Annotated in this window: 14 protein-coding genes; 8 read left to right on the top strand and 6 right to left on the bottom strand. The window is 41.6% G+C overall.

Translation table 11 applies throughout. The features are described from left to right. Window positions 1-31: 31 nt before the first annotated feature. The 3 genes from bioB to bioD are packed head-to-tail and all read right to left on the bottom strand — an operon-like array spanning window position 32 to window position 3,144. Window positions 32-1,090, bottom strand: a complete 1,059-nt coding sequence (gene bioB / locus EHS11_RS09615) for a biotin synthase BioB (RefSeq protein ID WP_135764168.1) — start codon at window positions 1,088-1,090, stop codon at window positions 32-34. 43 nt (window positions 1,091-1,133) lie between these two features. Further along, a complete protein-coding gene (gene bioA / locus EHS11_RS09620) occupies window positions 1,134-2,459 on the bottom strand; it encodes an adenosylmethionine--8-amino-7-oxononanoate transaminase (RefSeq protein WP_135764169.1) in 1,326 nt (441 codons plus the stop codon). Next, window positions 2,443-3,144, bottom strand: coding sequence for a dethiobiotin synthase (bioD, locus tag EHS11_RS09625; protein ID WP_135764170.1), 702 nt, complete (start codon window positions 3,142-3,144; stop codon window positions 2,443-2,445). The genes bioA and bioD overlap by 17 nt, the downstream gene beginning before the upstream one ends. Window positions 3,145-3,203: 59 nt before the next feature. On the opposite strand from bioD, the gene EHS11_RS09630 reads away from it, so the two are divergent. Further along, entirely contained in the window at window positions 3,204-3,737 is a 534-nt protein-coding gene (locus EHS11_RS09630) for a cyclic nucleotide-binding domain-containing protein (RefSeq protein WP_135764171.1), read from the top strand. Then, window positions 3,724-4,776, top strand: a complete 1,053-nt coding sequence (locus tag EHS11_RS09635) for an AI-2E family transporter (protein WP_135764172.1) — start codon at window positions 3,724-3,726, stop codon at window positions 4,774-4,776. Before EHS11_RS09630 ends, EHS11_RS09635 begins: the two co-directional genes overlap by 14 nt. Here the strand turns inward: EHS11_RS09635 and EHS11_RS09640 are convergent. After that, window positions 4,773-5,687, bottom strand: a complete 915-nt coding sequence (locus EHS11_RS09640; protein WP_135764173.1) for a DMT family transporter — start codon at window positions 5,685-5,687, stop codon at window positions 4,773-4,775. The two genes, EHS11_RS09635 and EHS11_RS09640, sit on opposite strands and share 4 nt — an antisense overlap. A 45-nt stretch (window positions 5,688-5,732) precedes the next feature. On the opposite strand from EHS11_RS09640, the gene EHS11_RS09645 reads away from it, so the two are divergent. Genes EHS11_RS09645 through EHS11_RS09660 form a run of 4 tightly spaced genes read left to right on the top strand, consistent with a single transcriptional unit; the run spans window position 5,733 to window position 8,909 of the window. Beyond that, window positions 5,733-6,962, top strand: a complete 1,230-nt coding sequence (locus EHS11_RS09645; RefSeq protein WP_135764174.1) for a hypothetical protein — start codon at window positions 5,733-5,735, stop codon at window positions 6,960-6,962. A 36-nt stretch (window positions 6,963-6,998) separates the two neighbouring features. After that, on the top strand, window positions 6,999-7,664 hold the full coding sequence (gene ung / locus EHS11_RS09650; RefSeq protein ID WP_135764175.1) for a uracil-DNA glycosylase: 666 nt from the start codon (window positions 6,999-7,001) through the stop codon (window positions 7,662-7,664). Then, on the top strand, window positions 7,654-8,547 hold the full coding sequence (locus EHS11_RS09655) for a DMT family transporter (protein WP_135764176.1): 894 nt from the start codon (window positions 7,654-7,656) through the stop codon (window positions 8,545-8,547). Before ung ends, EHS11_RS09655 begins: the two co-directional genes overlap by 11 nt. 56 nt (window positions 8,548-8,603) lie before the next feature. Next, window positions 8,604-8,909 carry a 4a-hydroxytetrahydrobiopterin dehydratase gene (locus tag EHS11_RS09660; protein ID WP_135764177.1) on the top strand — a complete coding sequence of 102 codons (306 nt, stop codon included), beginning with the start codon at window positions 8,604-8,606 and terminating at the stop codon, window positions 8,907-8,909. 65 nt (window positions 8,910-8,974) lie between these two features. Here the strand turns inward: EHS11_RS09660 and EHS11_RS09665 are convergent, their stop codons facing one another. Together EHS11_RS09665 and EHS11_RS09670 are read right to left on the bottom strand one after the other, a co-directional pair. Continuing rightward, complete coding sequence (locus tag EHS11_RS09665; RefSeq protein ID WP_135764178.1) at window positions 8,975-10,582, bottom strand: hypothetical protein; 1,608 nt, start codon at window positions 10,580-10,582, stop codon at window positions 8,975-8,977. Between the two features lie 13 nt (window positions 10,583-10,595). Then, window positions 10,596-11,405, bottom strand: coding sequence for a porin OmpL1 (locus EHS11_RS09670; protein WP_246047737.1), 810 nt, complete (start codon window positions 11,403-11,405; stop codon window positions 10,596-10,598). Window positions 11,406-11,644: 239 nt separating this feature from the next. Between EHS11_RS09670 and EHS11_RS09675 the strand changes: the two genes are divergently transcribed. Both EHS11_RS09675 and carA read left to right on the top strand, forming a co-directional pair. After that, window positions 11,645-12,280 carry a hypothetical protein gene (locus EHS11_RS09675; RefSeq protein WP_246047742.1) on the top strand — a complete coding sequence of 212 codons (636 nt, stop codon included), beginning with the start codon at window positions 11,645-11,647 and terminating at the stop codon, window positions 12,278-12,280. A gap of 209 nt (window positions 12,281-12,489) precedes the next feature. Further along, complete coding sequence (gene carA / locus EHS11_RS09680) at window positions 12,490-13,578, top strand: glutamine-hydrolyzing carbamoyl-phosphate synthase small subunit (protein ID WP_135764180.1); 1,089 nt, start codon at window positions 12,490-12,492, stop codon at window positions 13,576-13,578. The last annotated feature ends 3 nt before the right edge of the window (window positions 13,579-13,581 follow it).

Genomic DNA, 13,581 nt, shown 5'->3' on the forward strand with positions numbered 1-13,581 from the left:
GAATATTACCCTTCTATTCTAAAAAGGCAAACTACTTTTTGAATTTATATAAGTCCGGAAAGTTTTTTTCCTCATACAAAAATTCCTTTTCATAGTTTTCCCAACCTTGGGGAATCCCTTCTGAAAATTCAGGAACCATTCCGCAATCTCGGATGAGATTCATGGTTTGTGAAATCTCACTTCCCTTTACATTCAGGTATCCATCTGCAAACAAGGAATTCGCAACATAAAGACCCATGGATTGCAATGATCCGAGATGACCTTCTCTCCCCGCTCCGATTCGGATTTCAGAATCAGGATTTACCAATCGGAATACGGATAGCACACGAATGCAATATTCAGGCGTCAAACTGGTGTTTAATGCAACAGCGTGACCTTTGATAGGAATGAAGAAATTAACCGGAATCGATATGACTCCCAGTCTTTTTAATTCGAAAGCAACTTGAACCAAATCGGAGTTTTGTTCTCCCATCCCGACGATGAGTCCTGAACAAAGACCTATTTCTGCGGAAGATGCAGCTTCCAAAGTTGAAAGCCTGTCCTTGAAAGTATGAGTAGAACAAATTTCATTATAATTGGATTCGGAAGTATTGAGATTGTGATTGTATCTGTCAAGTCCCGCGTCCTTCAATACCCGCGCTTTCTTGGCATCCAAAATCCCGGCAGAAAGACAAACCTTTAAACCTAACTCTGAATTGATGCGGCTTATGGTTGTTGCCAATTTATCCACAGCTTTGTCCGTCGGACCACGCCCGGAGGTTACCATACAAAAACGATAAGCACCGCTTGCTTTTGCCAGCTTGGCATCTTCCCAGATTTCTTCCTCGGACTTGAGAGAGTATTCTTTGATTCCGGAATCTCCACCCTTTCTTTGTGCGCAGTAACCGCAATCTTCCGGGCAATACCCGTTTTTAATATTGTCCAGGATATGAATGCGAACTTTGTTTCCGAAGTATTTGAATCTTTGGTCACTTGCTTCCTTGAGGACATACAGAAAAGGTTCTTTCCCTTCCAGGATGGCAAGGGCCTCTTCTGGGGTAATGACGGAAGGTTCGGAAGAAATAGTCGCTATAGACTGGGTTGCAATCATGTTTGCAATGTCAGTGGAAGAGTCGGTCTTGTAAACGAAGAAATCAGAGGGAACCGATCGCTTCGTCTAGTGCGAAAAAAATCCGGTCCAAAGAGGAATCCGAAATATTATAAGGAGGGGTGATGTAGACTGTATTTCCCAAAGGGCGCAGAAGAATGTTTTTATCCAATAATTTTGCCCGAAGTTTTTTTCCGATCGGATTGAGGTACTCATCCTCCCCGATCTTCTGATTCAATTCGAACGCGCAAATACTCCCGAGGATCCTTGGATTCAGGATTTTGCCAGGGTTTGAAAAAACAAGTTTTTCCATTCGTTTACGAAAGGATATCTCCAGATTTTTTACCTGATCCAAACCCTCTTTTTCCAAGATGCCGATACTCGCCAAACTGGCGCTACATGCCAAAGGATTCCCTGTCATTGTGTGCGCATGGAAAAAAGATTTGTACGGATCTTCTGTCAAAAAAGCAGTATAGATTTTTTCCGTAACAAGAGTTGCGGCAAGAGGGAGTGATCCGCCTGTCAGGCCTTTCGCAAAAGCAAGCAAATCAGGAACCGCATCCGCCTTTTGAAATGCAAAATATTCTCCGGTCCTTCCCATACCTGTAAACACTTCATCAAAGATCAAAAGTATATCCAATTCGTTTGTAATCTTTTTTAACCCGCGAAGGAATTCGGAATCATAAAATACCATCCCTGCAGCTCCGAACACCAATGGCTCGATGACTACACCCGCATATTCGCCAGGGTGTTCCGAAATTGCATCTGTTACCTGTGAAAGAATATCCGTATAATGTGCGCTAATTTCCTCTTTCGAAGAAAATTGAAACCGGTTGGGTGCACCTATTTCAAAAACAGGAAACCTCAACTCGGCAAAAATCCGATTGAAATAAGTAATCCCCGAGACATTCATCCCTCCGATGCTATCTCCATGATAAGAAGAGGAAAAAACGATGAACTTGGAACGATGCCTTCCGCTTTTTTCTCCGTCCCTGTTTTTGTAATATTGAATGGCAAGTTTAAGTGCGATCTCTACCGCATTAGATCCGTTATCTGAATAAAATACTTTTTTGTAGTTTCCTCCCGCGAGATCCAGAATCTTCTTCGACAAAGATTCCGCAGGCTCATGAAGAAACCCTGCAAGCATTACATGATCTAAAACTTCTGTCTGCTTTTGTATCGCTTGCATAATTTCCGGATGGCGATGTCCATGAATGCAAGTCCACCAGGAAGAAATCCCGTCGATGTATTCTTTTCCGTCTTTTCCGTAAAGAAATTCCTTAGATGCAGATTGAATCTGCAAAATCGATTCTTTAGTATTTTGTATTGTAAGCGGAATCCAAGTGGAAGTTTCTTCAGAAAACAAATTCATCCCCTTCCATATCCATAATCGAATTGATCACGGAACGATCCGTATCAAAAAAAGATTCCGCATAGGAAATAAATTCAAGTGGTGAAAGTTTTTGCATAGGAAAGGAGGTATGACCGAGACAAGGCGTACCACCAAACTTCTGTATGATGCTCTGATTGTCTTCGATCAGCTCGTTTTTGGGACCTACCAGATAAAATCCGATTACGGGAATATAACGATTCAACAAACACTCCAAGGTCATCAATGTGTGATTGATCGTACCAAGTTCGGAAGAACCGACTACCACTACTTTAAGATTGGTTTGTTGGATTCCTTGCCATCCTAGAAAATTTTCCGTCCAAGGAACAAATATTCCGCCTGCACCTTCAATCAGAATCCGCTTATGTCTCTGAGAATTGATTTGATTCAAAACCAGTTTGGGATCTATTTCATTGGATTCTTTTTTTGCGGCATAATGAGGACTGGAGGCATGGGAAAAGCCGTAAATCGGTTTTTGAAAGAAACTATCTTCGAAGTTTGTAACTTTTCGGATAAAATTTGTGTCGTCTACTTCGGAAAGTCCGGTTTGGATCGGTTTCCAGTACTGATACTCGTACTTACGGGCATACTTTGCCATAAAGAGTGAGGAAAAAAAAGTTTTTCCTACATCCGTTCCGGTTCCGGTAACAAAAAAAGCCTGACTCACATATCTCAAGATTTTTCAATTCCAGCCCCCGTCTATCCGATTTATATAAGAGAGGATCTATGCAACTCCCACTTTGGAAATCGATTTTAAAACGTGACGACAACCCCATTACAGAAATTTCACATTTTCTCCGGGAAACTGCGATCTTCCAAGGATTGCCCAGGAGAACTCTGCGGGAAGTCGCAAGGCTTATTCACAAAAGAAAGTATTATGCCGGAGAAACTATTTTTTTCCAAGGCCAAGCGGGAACCGGAGTATATCTTATCCTTAACGGTAAAGTGGAAATTTCTTCGCAAAGAGAGGGAATTACACTCAAGCTCGCAGAACTGGAGAAAGGTGCTTTTTTCGGTGAACTTGCGTTATTTCAGGATATTCCCCGTTCAGCAACTGCGGTAGCAGTAGTTGATTCCATCTTGCTTGGATTTTTTCAGCCAGAACTGAAAACCCTACTCGAAACAAAACCGAGAGTGGGAAATGATTTGCTTTTGAGTTTTGCAGGAATCATCGCAGACAGGCTTCGCAAAACAAACGATACATTGGAAACCGCGTATTTCAAAAGCAAAAGAGCTAAGAAAAAAAATGCAGCCGAATAGTATTTCTTCCCTAATCGTTAAAATTTCTTTTTTTACCCTGATAGGAATTACCATATGCATCGGGCTTATCGGAGTAAAATTTTTAGCAGTACCTTTGCTTATTTCCGGGATTCATTTTTATATTTTGCATGGTGTTGTGGATCATTTGGAATCCAGAGGGATTCCAAGATGGATCACCATACTTGTATTATTCGGAGTTATCACTTCGTTCGGATATTGGTTTCTTGCCTACTATATTCCCAATCTGTTTGAAAAAGCGCAACCGGTCATAGCCGACTGGTCTTTGAAAATGTCGGATCCGAATTTTCAAATTGTAGACTTCAATGAACTGCCGATCGTTTCCCAAAATCCTGAGCTTTGGAAAAAGATCATTAATCCGGAAGAGATTGCAAAGTTGTTCACGGAATCTTTGGAAAGTTTTTTGAAAGAACTGGTCTTAATGATCCCTACTTTCCTAAGCTGGATGATCATCATTCCGATTATCAGCTTCTTTTTGTTACTCGATGCAAACTTGATTTACAAAACATTTATCAGTCTGATCCCCAACCGGTTTTTTGAAATGTTTCTAATGGTATTGTATAGAACCAATCAACAGATCACAAGTTATCTGAAAAGTCTTGTGATCCAATGCGGAATCATGGCAGTCGTTGCTTCCCTTGGATTTTATCTGGTTGGTGTTAAGTTTTTCTTTTTATTCGGATGTGTTCTTGGAATCGCAAATTCGATTCCATACCTCGGACCGCTGCTCGGAGCCCTTCCTCCTCTATTATTTTGTTTTTTATTTCCCGAACTTTCTCCTTCACTAGGATCGATCATCGGTGTGGTCGTTGTTGCGCAATTGATTGATAATGCAGTCGTGCAACCGGTCGTCATTGCAAACGCGGTCTCCCTTCATCCTCTTGCGATTTTAATCGGAATTGCAGTCGGAGGAAACTTTTTCGGAATTTTCGGGATGTTGCTTGCGATCCCTGTACTTTCCATTTTAAAAGTTACAACCGGAATTCTTTACCAAACCTTAAAGGAACATCAGATCATTTAATCTTTTCTTTTGTTCCACTTTCCCATTTCGGATAATAAGACTCCGAAAAGGACGAATGCGGAACCGAAAGTTCCTATCGCGGTCAAAGTCTCGCCTAAAATCAAATAGGCGAGCAAATAGGAAAAAACCGGTTCGAGTGAAAAAAGTATCCCCGCCCTCGCCGGCGAAATCGTTTTTTGATAACGTGTTTGGATTTTAGTAGTGAGTATCGTAGCAAAGATAGAAGTATAAATCACACCTACCCAAAAATAGCCATCCAATCGTATCGCTTCCGATTTCGGAAAATAGTAAAATTCAATGGGGCAAAAAATCGTGGCAAGAAGTCCTGTAAATAAAATCTGAAATGACACAAACGAAGTCTCGGAAACTTTTTTACTGAAATAATCAATTTGGATCATATACACTGCAAAGCAAAATGCGCTAACTAAAGTTAGAAGATCGCCTAAAGAAAACTTTATCTTAGTAAGCAAGTGAGCAAAAGAGGAATCATTTTGGGAAATAAAAAACAGCCCTGTTAAAACTATAAAAGTGGCAACCCATGTGCGGAAAGAGGGATATTTGCGTTCAAATATAATCTGTAAAATGGGTACGAAAATGACATAGGAGCCTGTAATGAATCCGGATTGGGTTGCGGATGTGTAGACGAGTCCCAATGTCTGAAAAGCATATCCAATAAAGACGGAAATTGCGGTTAATAACGAAGGAAACCAGATCGACTTTTTTAGATTTTCCTTTTTGAATATGGATTTGCGAAATAAAATGAGTATGACAGATCCCGCAATCCAAAATCGGATCGCGATAAAGAAGAAGGGAGGAACTGAATTTAATGCTAGTTTTATGGCAACAAAGGTGCCTCCCCAAAGTAGTGAAGCGAAGAGAAGAAAAAACTCGGGGGAAAATATGCGAGACATGTTTAATGAACCTTGTATAGACTAACCAAATAGATCAAGGAAAACATGAACTGGAAATACAGAATTCGAAAACCGGAAGCAGGAACCCCCCTCAATTGGGAGATCTACTTTCCCCCGGGACTTGCCACCTGGGCCTCCGAAAGAATAGACTCCCTGTTAGCTGAGATTAAGTTGCCGAATCAGCCTCTGCCCAAACTCAGAACTTTTACGGAAAAAATCAAACTGGAAAATGCGAACTCTCACCAGATAGCTTATCTTTTTCAATATGCACATTTTATCAAAGACATCCGACTCGTTTTGGGAAAAACAGAAGACTGGAATCACTACGCATCCGAAGCACAATCGGAATCCCAACGTATCATTGAAGCATCCGTTCCATTAGCCAGGTCCATCTTCCCGAAATCCGATTCATTCCTTCATAGCGAAATTTTATCTTTTCTCCATGGGAGCTATTATGAAAATGAAATCACGGTTACGCTCTCACTATTCGGTGAACCGGCTTATATTCGGGGAGTGAAAGGACAATTCGCTTCCAGCGCTCCTGTGCCGGAAGACCTGACATCTGCTATGATTCAATACGGATTGGAATTTGCCGGTTGGGAAACAAACCCGCAATCCATCGTATATCTTCCGTTTGCTGGTACAGGAACATTTGCAACGGAATGGGAAATTCATGTTCGTAAACTTCCTTCCCTCTCCTTGAAGAGAAAATTCGTATTCCCAAACTTGCAGATTTTTCCGGAAAAAACAATCACACATTTTGAAAAAACAATTCAGCAAAAAAGTGAAACGGATAAATCCGGTTTACAAAAAATTTTCTGGAAAGATACCGATCCGGCGTTATCCACATATTGGTCCAAAGAAAAATCCAATTGGAAGGATATTTTCAAAGAAGATCCGAATTGGGAATTTTCCATAGAGGATTTTTTCCAACCTAAAGTTCCTTTGGGTTCCCTTCTAAAGGAAATCCATAAAAACGAACCTATCTCGGTTTTTCTCCCTCTCAATCCTCCCTATGGATTTAGAAAAAAAGAAATCAGTAACGACGATGCAAATTTATATCCAAAAATCGGATCTACTCTAAGTAGACTGGGAGATGAGTTTTTGTCGACTAACCGATCTATAGTTGGTAAATTTTCCGGTTTTTTACTTTGCCCGAGCGAAGAGAAATGGATGGAAGTAAGAAACAGTTTGAAAAAGTTCTCACAAAAAACAATCCATGTTACCCATGGCGGAATTGATTTGCGCGTTTTATTTTTTGATTTGAAAAAATAAGTTCGCTTTCTAGTTTGAAATAAGATCGGAACCGCTATGAAAGACGTTCAAATAGAAGAGGGTTGGAAAAAAGCGCTGGGGGACGAATTTCAAAAACCCTATTTCCAAACATTAAGAGAATTCGTAAGGAAAGAATATCAGTCTTCCGTAATTTACCCTCCCGCCAAACAGATATTTGCCGCATTTGACCACTGTCCTTTTGACCGGGTGAAAGTAGTGATTCTGGGGCAAGATCCTTACCATGGACAGGGACAGGCAAACGGACTTTGTTTTTCCGTGCAACCGGGCATCCCTTTCCCTCCTTCTTTGCAAAATATATTCAAAGAGATTCAGTCGGACTTGGGGAAACCCATTCCCAAAGACGGAGATTTGTCCCGCTGGGCAGGTCAAGGCGTATTATTACTGAATGCAAGTCTCACTGTAAAAGCAAACCAAGCTGGCTCCCATCAAAATCAGGGTTGGGAAGATTTCACCCATACCGCCATACGAATATTAGCCGAAAATACAAAAAATTTGGTTTTTTTACTCTGGGGCTCCTTTGCTCAAAAAAAAGAAGAGCTGATTGACAAGTCCAAACATTTGGTTTTAAAGTCCCCTCACCCTTCTCCTCTCTCCGCGCACAGAGGTTTTTTCGGAAACAAACACTTCAGCAAAACAAACGAATATTTGAAACAATTCGGGAAAGAACCAATTGACTGGTAACGAAAGGAAAGGGTATTTTTTTGTATTTCTCACGGGTGTTTTTTTTGCTTTCGAAGTCATAGGTTTCAAAGAAATCTTTCGAAGATACCAACTCCCTCCCGAAATCGCAGCATTTTACGGAGTTTTCGGATCTTTCATATTAGTATCGACATTTTTTTTATTCAGAAAAACAAACAGAGACAAGGTGATCCTTACCGTAAAAAGAGATGGAAAGGTTTTACTACTGGGAACCTTTCTAAACTCAATCGGGATCATATTGTATTACCAAGCTCTTCGCATTTCCGATCTTGGACCTTCTGCGATACTAATCAAAACGACTGTTCTCTACAATGTATTATTGGGAGTTTTATTCCTAAAAGAAACACTAAGGAATTTCGAAGTCCTTGGCATTATACTTTCGTTAGCTGGAATTTATTTTATATCCACGCTCGGCGGCCAAATCAGTGTAGAGTCCTCGGTTTTGATTCTTATTTCCGCTTTTTTCTTCGCCTCCCAAAGTTATCTGATCAAACGGTTTGTTCCCGAAATTCTGGGTTTGGAATTTGCTTATTTGAGATTATTATTATTATCCGTATTTTTTATCGGATATATCCATTCCATAGGAACTTGGGAAGTTTTATCCACCGAAGTGATTTTGGCCCTTACGTTTTTTTCCCTTCTAGGCTACTTTTTAGGTAGAGCTTTTTATTTTCAGGCGCATAATTATCTACCGATCGGCAAACTAAACGCCACTTTACTGATAGAACCTATTTTTCTTATGGGAATAGGAATTCTGTATATGGAAGAGCCATTTAGCGCCCGTAAATTGGTCGGATCCGGTTTGATTTTGTTTGGGTTGTATCTACTTGTATTTCACAAAAGAAAACAAACCAGACCCGCATAAAGTCCGCTAACTGAACTTAGTATTTGTATAATTTATTATAGTTCCAAGGAGAATCCATGAGCGCCAATCGTCCCCAAGCCCTTACCCCGACCGAGCTGGAGGAAGTTTTAAAAAAACTCACCCAATGGAAAATCGTAACGGAAAACCAGATCCAAAAACTAGCACGAGAACTTCGGTTTAAAGATTTCAAAGAAGCGTTTGTTTTTCTAAACAAGGTGGCCGAGATCTCCGAAAAGTTCGACCACCATGCAGAAATCTATAATACATATAATTTTGTTCGCATCCTTCTCTACACCCATACCAAAACAAAGATCACCGATTTGGACCGGGAAGTGGCGGAAGAAATAGAAAAGTTGATTTAGGTATAAAAAAACCCCCGAAGTTTTCACTCCGAGGGTTTTCATAAGAGATAGAAAGAATCTAAATCTTAGTTGTTTGGAAAGTCAGCAAGAGTTTGAAGACCAGTGTCACCAAATTTCGCTGCACCCGCTGCTGCTGCTTGAGGGCAATGAGGAATACCTGCCAAAGAAGTAGTGCTAAGTAGTGCACTCGCAGTTGCACGACTTGTTGCAGTTCCACCGTAGAGACAAGCTGTCAATAAGCTGGAAGTAGCTCCGTCACCGGAAGTAGCATCATTTAGTACAGGAAGTTTTCCCCCGCCGATTGCCAAAGGAAGAGCAATTTTAGCTCGGAAGGAGTTGTTACAAGCTACTGCAAGTGTCGCTGCTCCGGCTTTAATAGTGTTCACAGTAGCATAAAGAGTCGCTGCAGTATTCTCAGTCGAGAATGCATAAACGATCTCGGGAGTAGAAGTAAGCGGTTTCTTCGCTGCCAAAGTCGCTGCAGTTGTAGCAGGAGTTGGAATCGGACCGTAAGCACCTAAACCGAGAGCCTCACAATTATCAACACTTGTAAGGTTGATATTAGAAGCCTTATAGTAGTTGATTGTAGAAGCTGTCGCTGCAGTTGTTCCTTCTGCAAGTGGAAATGCTACGTTGAAAGCCGTCCCTAAGCCAGTCAAAGCGGACGAAGAAGGATACGAATACTCAGAAAAGATCTGATTGCTTGAGGCAGTAGATCCTTCCGAAATCGCAACAAATGCATCCGACGGGCTAGTAAGAATATCACCACGGGAAGTGAATCCTGTGATAGTAGTGTTTTTAGGAATACCAGTAAACTGAGCACGTGCAACCGCATTGATAAAGTCACCATCTGTTTTTTTACAGTCAGGGTTGTTTGCAATCAAGTTGTTTGCCTTTACACCGTTTGCAATCGCAGTCGCTCTATCAGCAGTAGTGATCGCAGCGAAAGTACAGCTTGATTTTGGAATACGAGCACATGCAAGAACTCCTGTTCCATTCGCATATGCTTGACGAGCTTGGTAAAGGCTGGCAGTAGCTGTTGAGCCACCAAAAGCAGTATAGACTGCAGCCAAACCACCGGCAATCACACCGCATCCACCGGCAAATGCACCTGTTATAGTAGCAGTATTTGTACCTGCACCAACAAAGATTGCGTTGATAGCGGTTTGTTCAGCAGTTGTAAATGTTGCGAGAAAGTTAGTTGCCACAGTTTGCAAACCAGCACCTATTGCAGGAACTGAACTACAAGTTGCTGCTGCAATTCCAAGAAGAGAACCTGCATCTACCGTAGCTTTCGCTGTAGCAATGTCAGCAGTTCTAGCAGTTGCATCATAAGTTCCGCCGCCTTTGATAAAAGCGTCATACTTTAGGTTGTAAGGAGTAACAGCATAACTTGCATAACCTAGCGCAGTAACAGTACTACCGTTAGCTTGTTCAAATTCAGCTTGTGTGAATGTAGTCGCTGTTGATGCAGCAGCCTGGAGGATCGCACCGTTGTAAAGTGTTCCTAAGTTTAAGCTGATCGCACAGTTTCCACTTGCAGCACTTTTCACAGCTTGTGCAAGAAGTATAGCCAAAAATGGTTCTTCTTTTACAGCTTCTTTAGCACATGCAGTGAAAGCAAGAGTGCTAACAAGTGCAATGCCTGTAAATTTTATAAAATTGCGTTTCATCTATATCTCCTGATTATAGCTCGAGTTTGTAACCGAAACGGTAGGTTTGACCACCGATTACGACCGGGTAGGCTGCGGTTGGTGCAAGAGCAGAAGCTCCACCCACAGATCTTGTCATAGCAGTTCCCATACCAGCAGAAAGGATAGTTTCTAGTTCAAAGAAAATATGTCCTTTTTCCGCTACTTTTGTTTGTGCACCGATTAACCAGTTTAAACCAAATCCACTTGCGCGGAATTGTGAGTTTTCTTTGTAGATTCCAGGAGTAGGAGCATCGCTAAGGAAGGATCCACCAGGACCAGCTACACCAGGAAGAGCGTTTTTAAGAGTGTCGCCATCGATTGTTCCAGCAACTCCCCATCCACCTTTGTAGTAGTTCACACCACCGGCAACATACACAGCGGTGTCGTTTGCAGCGTTGAAAAGTTTAATTCCTAAATAAGTAGGAACTGTCCAAGCAGTGTAATTCCACTCTTGTTCCAACCACTTATAACCTGCGAAAGTGGAAGTAGTGTAACCACCAGCAATTTTAGTAGTATAGTTTACGTTAATTCTCCAGAAGAGATTGTTAATTCCGAAAATACCTTCTTTTTCGTAACCTACGTTCAGGTTTAATCCTGTCATAGCTCCGCTGTCTTTCACACCTACTAAACCGTTAGTAGATCTGTTCAGACCAATTAAAGTGTTTTCTGCATAGATGGCTTTTTGTTGTCCGCCAGCTATATTGCCTTGTGAATCCCTTACAGGACTGCGAGAGTCAAGTCCGTCTTTTAAAATGGTTCCGCCCATTTGAGCCAAATCAAATTGACCCCCGATACCGAACATGACATAAGAACGAGGTCCTGCTTGAGCGCTAAGGCTAAGAGCCGTAGCTAAAAACAGAATCCCCATTATACCTAAACGAAGTGAGTGCAACATTCGATGGTTACCCCTTGTGAGTTTTCTTTCCTGAAATTTGGTTTCCTTGCCAGCATACTTTCGCCAATGTTAGAAGTAATGTTCCGACAATTGGAAGGACATTAGACGGTAAAAAAACTTCTGTCAAATAAAATTGTTAAATCTGGATGAAAAATGTAATTTTTATGGAATATGTGACGCATTGCACCAATGACCTAGTGGTAGATCTGAGAAAACATACTAAAGGCGTACCTGCCCCTGGTTTTTTGCTATTTTTGTCTATAATTGTAGCAGCTGGTTTTTCCCTGGACGCCAGGGAAAGAAAAGTTGTCCGATTTTCGGGAAAATTGATTCAATTGGAAACATCCGGGCCGGAAGCATTTATAGAATATGAGGATTCCACTTCCCAGAGAATCAAAAAAGTCTATTGTGATGCAGATACCATGAAAGGTTTTTCCGAATTTGCGGGAAACGAATCCGGATTATTTGTGGAGGGAAAAGCCGCCCAACTGTCTTTAACCTCCGATGTTTGGGTATGCGTAGGAAGACCGAATATCAGAAAAAAATATTCCGTGGAACCTCCCAGTTCGAAAAAAACAAACCTACGCGCAATCTACGGGCAGGTAGTGGAAGCGGAAGAAAACGGGCAAATCGTTTATACTTCCAATGGAAAAAGAAGCCATCTGAGCATTGACCCTCGCATCGCCGCTGGGTTTAAGAAGAAATTGGAAAGAATGGAAACCGTAGAAATCCGGGGAAATTTTTATTACGATCGGGGAAAAGGGTATTATGTGGAGGAATAAGGGCAGGATAGGTAAGAAATGATTGGATGGGGGTTATGTCGCATTTGGCGGTGTCCCCCGCCCTTTGTTTTGGGTGGGGGGTGTGGACCGTAGGCGACCGCACCTTACGATTTCTCCTTTACCACGGCGGGCATTTTTTGTAAACTCCGCATTATTTTTTTTATCTTTTAGTTCGCCCTTTTGACCTCATCCGGCGGAATGGAAAATCAATGAAGGCTTTTTTAGTTTTAGAAAATGGAATCGTGATGGAGGGGGTATCTTTCGGAGCCGAAACGTCCTCTCTTGGTGAGGTGGTTTTCAATACCTCCATGGCTGGTTACCAGGAAATTCTAACTGATCCGTCTTACGAAGGTCAGATGATCAATCTTACTTACCCCATGATTGGTAATTACGGCATCAATCCGGACGACATGGAATCGGATCGGATTCATGCTTCGGGGCTCATAGTAAAAGAATACGTTTCGAGACCTTCCAATTTTCAATCCAAAGAAACACTAAGTGATTTTCTAATCAGATTCGGAATTCCCGGAATTCAGGGGATCGACACAAGAAGACTAACAAGAATTATACGAAATTCGGGTGCCATGTCCGGGGGCATTTTTGTAGCCGATGCCTATTCGGAAAGTTTTTTGGAAAAAGTGAAAGCAGCGCCGAGTATGGTGGGTGCCGACTTGGCCAAAGCAGTATCGACAAAAGAACAATACAAATTCGGCGATCATGCAAAGAACAAGTACGAGCTTGCAGTATACGATTTCGGCGTAAAAAGAAATATTTTAAAACTATTGGATAGTGCCGGTTTTAACGTGCACGTTTTTCCCGCCGAGACGAAAGTGGAATCATTATTGTCTGAAAATTTTGACGCTTATTTTCTTTCAAACGGTCCGGGAGATCCGGAACCACTATCATATGCGATTGATGCTGCCAAAACGATTATGAAAGAAAAGAAACCTCTTTTCGGAATCTGTTTGGGTCACCAAATCATAGGTCTTGCACTTGGGAAAAAGACCACCAAACTTAAGTTTGGTCACAGAGGTGGAAACCATCCTGTCCGAAACGAAGAAACCAAAAAAATCGAAATTACTTCTCAAAATCATGGTTTTCATGTATTAGAAGATTCCGATAAAGACACTCCCACGACCAGGATCAATCTATTCGACAATACGGTTGCCGGTTTGAAAAAAACAGGTCAGCCCGTAATGGCGGTTCAATACCATCCGGAAGCAAGTCCCGGGCCACATGACTCAGCGTATCATTTTCAAGAATTTTATGAAATGGTAGACAAAACTATAAAAGGATGACAG

This window comes from Leptospira ilyithenensis (assembly GCF_004771005.1).
GTDB classification, from domain to species: Bacteria; Spirochaetota; Leptospiria; order Leptospirales; family Leptospiraceae; genus Leptospira_A; species Leptospira_A ilyithenensis.

What these genes read in the sequence shown, in the direction of transcription:
- bioB (WP_135764168.1), bottom strand. Translation starts at nt 1,090, where the DNA reads ATGATTGCAACCCAGTCTATAGCGACTATTTCTTCCGAACCTTCCGTC.
- bioA (WP_135764169.1), bottom strand. Translation starts at nt 2,459, where the DNA reads ATGAATTTGTTTTCTGAAGAAACTTCCACTTGGATTCCGCTTACAATA.
- EHS11_RS09630 (WP_135764171.1), top strand. Translation starts at nt 3,204, where the DNA reads ATGCAACTCCCACTTTGGAAATCGATTTTAAAACGTGACGACAACCCC.
- EHS11_RS09635 (WP_135764172.1), top strand. Translation starts at nt 3,724, where the DNA reads ATGCAGCCGAATAGTATTTCTTCCCTAATCGTTAAAATTTCTTTTTTT.
- EHS11_RS09640 (WP_135764173.1), bottom strand. Translation starts at nt 5,687, where the DNA reads ATGTCTCGCATATTTTCCCCCGAGTTTTTTCTTCTCTTCGCTTCACTA.
- EHS11_RS09645 (WP_135764174.1), top strand. Translation starts at nt 5,733, where the DNA reads ATGAACTGGAAATACAGAATTCGAAAACCGGAAGCAGGAACCCCCCTC.
- ung (WP_135764175.1), top strand. Translation starts at nt 6,999, where the DNA reads ATGAAAGACGTTCAAATAGAAGAGGGTTGGAAAAAAGCGCTGGGGGAC.
- EHS11_RS09660 (WP_135764177.1), top strand. Translation starts at nt 8,604, where the DNA reads ATGAGCGCCAATCGTCCCCAAGCCCTTACCCCGACCGAGCTGGAGGAA.
- EHS11_RS09665 (WP_135764178.1), bottom strand. Translation starts at nt 10,582, where the DNA reads ATGAAACGCAATTTTATAAAATTTACAGGCATTGCACTTGTTAGCACT.
- EHS11_RS09670 (WP_246047737.1), bottom strand. Translation starts at nt 11,405, where the DNA reads ATGTTCGGTATCGGGGGTCAATTTGATTTGGCTCAAATGGGCGGAACC.
- EHS11_RS09675 (WP_246047742.1), top strand. Translation starts at nt 11,645, where the DNA reads ATGAAAAATGTAATTTTTATGGAATATGTGACGCATTGCACCAATGAC.
- carA (WP_135764180.1), top strand. Translation starts at nt 12,490, where the DNA reads ATGAAGGCTTTTTTAGTTTTAGAAAATGGAATCGTGATGGAGGGGGTA.